Source organism: Sphingorhabdus sp., from assembly GCF_040079335.1.
GTDB lineage: Bacteria > Pseudomonadota > Alphaproteobacteria > Sphingomonadales > Sphingomonadaceae > Sphingorhabdus_B.
Map to the genome: position 1 here is coordinate 1 of NZ_JBEBKL010000088.1, position 4,005 is coordinate 4,005.

Annotated in this window: 2 protein-coding genes and 3 pseudogenes; 3 read left to right on the forward strand and 2 right to left on the reverse strand. The window is 59.7% G+C overall.

The genetic code is table 11. The features are described from left to right. Positions 1 to 460: 460 nt before the first annotated feature. Positions 461 to 1,654, reverse strand: coding sequence for an acyltransferase (locus tag ABL922_RS14150; protein ID WP_349024857.1), 1,194 nt, complete (start codon positions 1,652 to 1,654; stop codon positions 461 to 463). A gap of 28 nt (positions 1,655 to 1,682) precedes the next feature. Then, positions 1,683 to 2,273 (reverse strand): annotated as a pseudogene (locus tag ABL922_RS14155) (transposase); the annotation flags it as partial. Between ABL922_RS14155 and ABL922_RS14160 the strand changes: the two are divergent. The 3 genes and pseudogenes from ABL922_RS14160 to ABL922_RS14170 all read left to right on the forward strand — a co-directional run. Beyond that, positions 2,228 to 2,860, forward strand: a pseudogene (locus tag ABL922_RS14160) (IS3 family transposase); the annotation flags it as partial. The pseudogenes ABL922_RS14155 and ABL922_RS14160 overlap by 46 nt on opposite strands. Before the next feature lie 9 nt (positions 2,861 to 2,869). Further along, positions 2,870 to 3,025, forward strand: a pseudogene (locus ABL922_RS14165) (DUF3768 domain-containing protein); the annotation flags it as partial. A gap of 226 nt (positions 3,026 to 3,251) precedes the next feature. Further along, positions 3,252 to 3,773, forward strand: a complete 522-nt coding sequence (locus ABL922_RS14170) for an Eco29kI family restriction endonuclease (RefSeq protein WP_349024858.1) — start codon at positions 3,252 to 3,254, stop codon at positions 3,771 to 3,773. Positions 3,774 to 4,005 lie beyond the last annotated feature (232 nt).

Sequence of the window (4,005 nt, forward strand, 5' to 3'; positions counted from 1 at the left end):
GTGAAGCGCGGGTCCGACATCGTTGTCGCCACACCGCAAATCCCGGACGAGCAGGTCAAGTATCTCAAGAGCAAGCTGCCCTGAGCGGACCCGGCAAGGCCGCCCGGTGGCGAGAGGCAGGAAATCGGGGCAACGGTCGGGTTTTCCTCAATCCTGCCATGACGACAGCGGCCGCCTCGGCAAACAGATCGCTGCAGCAGTGGATGCCTTTCGGGAACCGGGGACTACCCCGGACCGGGTGTGGTCGTGCCGCCCGCATCAGGCTAGATGCAGACGCATCGTTGAGGCAGCCCTGGCAGACAAATGGCCCGCAAACATTCGAGACGCGAATGCTCGCGGAGAATAGGGTGCGACGCTGCGGTCGGCGGGGTATGGAGGCGCGTGCGCGAAATTGCCGTCAATTGGGAGGTTTGCGAACGCGTGCCTGCAACAAACGAATTCACAATCTCCAACTTACCCGTCACAGCAATTCCGTAGCTCGAGAAACCTGCAATTTTCGGAGACTGCCCGCGAGCTTCTTTCCCTGTTTGATCATGGGTCTTTCAATCGCCAGGAAGGTGGCTGCCGAAATTATCGTGATTATTGTCAGCAAGAGCGGCAGAAACACCACCGCAAGCGCGGGGTGGGCGGCGATGTAGCTGCCGAACAGCAAGACCGTGCTCCACAGCACGATCCCGTGCAATACGTAAATGCCATAGGAAATTTCCCCTAGTACAAGGGCACCCTGGTTGGAGAAGAGCCCCCAAAACGAATGGCCGCACGCAACGCATGCAAAGAACGGTACGTAGAAGATCACAGTCTTGAAATTGCTAGGTGGGGGGAGAAGGACGATCACGGCGACCATCAAGACAAGCGAAGCGACTGCCGCGCCGTTTGTTCTAAACAGGGTAGCGGTTGGTTTGTGCTCGCGAACTTCGAATACAAACATTCCAAGCATGAAGTGCAGCATGAAGCCCGCAAAACCTGGCATCAGCAGTTTGAAGGGAATTGCCAGCGGTATCATGAGCAACGGCGTAGCAGCGCGCGGGAACGCCTTGGGAGCCATAGTCCGCGCCAGGGCAAGCAGTGGCAATACTGCGAGATAGAAGACCCATTCACAAAACAGCGTCCAGAATACGCCCGCATTTGCAAGCTTGCTGTTTGGCATGCCGAACAGATCAGGTTGCCCGACGAATGTAATCCAGCGAAGCAGGTTGATTGCGGTTTCACGCAGGACCGCGGGCTCTACGGTGAAGTTCGACTGAATCCACAGCGAAACGCTGATGATGGCAATGGTCAAAAGCGCCAGCGGGAGGATGCGGAACAGGCGCGAGAGCAGGAGCGAGCGCCAATCGATCGCACCGAATCCATCGCGAACCTTTGGGTAGAACAGCAGCCCGGTTATCATGAAGAATATGGCAACCGGACCGTGGCCCAGCGTGACAAGTGGCATCGGCCCTGCTCCCCACGCAATGTCGAGAGCGAGCACCCGGACCCACAAGATGAAATGACTGATGGCAACGAGAAGTGCCAGGTAACCGCGCAAGCCGTCGAGACAGCCGATCCGTCGACTCTCATTCGGAATCGGGAACCCGTAACCCACCAGGCCGCGAGCGAGAAGGCACACCAAACCGATAGAAGCGATCGAGACCAGAGCATAGAGCGAAATCAGCATGAGCAAGTCCAATTACGGTGACAGTGCACTAAATCCCCACCTTCGCCTTTGGTCCTCGTTTGCCCGGTTTCGGATCGCGGCTCAACAGGTTCGCGACTCGGTCGAGAAAGCCGCTGTTTCCCAGCGGCCGCCCTGTGCCTTCCGCGCGGCGGAGTGCATGTGACAGCGGCTCCTCCTCTTCGCCGCGCAGCAGCGCCGCAAAATCAGGCACCCGGTGCAGCACCGGGGCGGTCCCGGTGATCCCGTCGCCGCGCGACGGATCGAGCAGCGCGTGTGCGCTCGACCAGCGCCAGTCCTCCGCCCGCTGAGCCAGCCGCGCTCGCACCGGATTGAGCGCAACATAGCGCAGCGCTGCCAGCAGATGCGGCTCGTCCATCGCCACGCAGCCGAACCGCCCTTGCCAGAAATGCCCCGTACGCTGCTTGCGTTCATTGTTCCGGCCGTCATAGGCGCGCTGCACCTTGGAGAGCGCCCCGCGAAGGGCATCGGGAGGTTCGGGCACCAGGATCAGGTGAACATGATTGGGCATCAACACCCAACTCCACACCGCGACGCCGTGCGCCCGACAATGCTTTGCAAGCAAAGTCCGGTAGGCAGCGTAGTCAGCTGCGCCGAAGAAAGTCTGCCGCCGCCCGTTGCGCGCTGGGTCACGTGATGCGGAAGGCCAGGTATCACGAAGCGAGCGAGGCGGGCCATGCGGGCAGGCGACGACGCAGCCGCAGGCGTGCTGTTGGCACGAGAGCACCAGCTCCGGTGCTGGCTCTGCCGAACCAGCGATGGAGCCTGGACTTCGTCCATGATCAGATGACCTCTGGCAGACGGTTCCGGGTGCTCAATGTGGTCGATGACGTGACGAGGGAGTGCCTGGCAGCGGTGCCGGACACTTCGATCTCGGGGCACCGTGTCGTGCGCGAGCTGACCCAGCTGATCGCCCAGCGGGGCAAGCCCGGAATGATCGTCAGCGACAATGGCACCGAGCTCACCAGCAATGCCGTGCTCGCATGGTGCGGTCAGATCGGCGTCGAGTGGCATTACATCGCTCCGGGAAAGCCGATGCAGAATGGCTATGTCGAGAGCTTTAACGGCCGCATGCGCGACGAGCTGCTCAACGAGACCCTGTTCATGAACCTTGCCCACGCACGGGTCGAGATCGCTTCCTGGGTCGAGGACTACAACCGGGAAAGACCGCACTCATCCCTCGGCTACGATCCGCATAGCGAACACGACTTCGGCGCGTTCACACTTCACGGCGAACGGCTGTTCTTCAAGATCGACTACTACGATCTTGGTCTGACCGCCCATTCGCCTGATCCCGCCGATCCGGCGGTAACGCAACGGGTGCTGACCATTATGCTGGCGAGCGAATATTGACTCAAGCCGCCCTTCGGGGCGGCTTCGTTCTTGCGCGCTGAAAGAGTTTCACAAGATGATCGTCATATCGAATAGACGGTCAGCTTGATCCGATCGCCCAGCCAACTTCGGTGTTTGATCCGAGCAATCCCAAGGTCGTTGGGCGGTTCGTGGCCTTGGCGATGGTTGCGCAAAACCGCCACCCGCTTGGCGAGATCCCAAGTTCTATGGTTCCGGTGCCTACGCTATCTACTACAATGGCTCCTTCCGGGCATATCAGCCGATCAGTGGAACTGAGACGCCAATCTATGTGGGCCAGGCGGCACCAGCGATCTCGAATGCGCGGACGCCGATGGAGCAAGGCGCAAAGTTATGTGGCCGCCTGAGTGATCACCGAAAAAACATCGGCAAGGCGAGCAGCACGCTCGATCTCGCCGATTTCGAATTCCGGTCTCTGGTGGTGCAGAGCGGTTGGGAAACCGCCGCAGAAGACTACCTCATTCACCTGTTCCGGCCGATTTGGAACAGCGAGACCAATATCCTGTACGGTCTGGGCAAGCACGGCGATGCCGCGACCACGCGCGCCAATAAGCGCTCGCCGTGGGACACATTGCACCCTGGACGTGCATGGGCTGTCGCCACCACGGAAGATGCCAAGTCAGTCGGCCAGATCAGCGTGGAATTGGCTGCACACTTTGCCGAGCATCCTACTTACCCCAATCTCGATGCCGTGCTGACCAGTTTCATCGAGGAACTGCGTCAGGGGTGACAGGCCAATTGGCCTTGTCTGAAAGGCTGCGGGAGAGCTCATGGTGGGCACATACCACACCACTACAACGCATGTTTTGGGGTGGGCTAAAGGGTGGGCCAAAAATTGCCATCCGGCCTAAAGTCTTGAAATATCTTCGAATATTCAAGGGACTGGTGCGGTCGAGAAGACTCGAACTTCCACGGGCTTTCGCCCACAACGACCTCAACGTTGCGCGTCTACCAGTTCCGCC

Excerpts from the sequence above, each read along its gene's own strand:
- ABL922_RS14150 (WP_349024857.1), bottom strand. The coding sequence starts at position 1,654 with ATGCTGATTTCGCTCTATGCTCTGGTCTCGATCGCTTCTATCGGTTTG.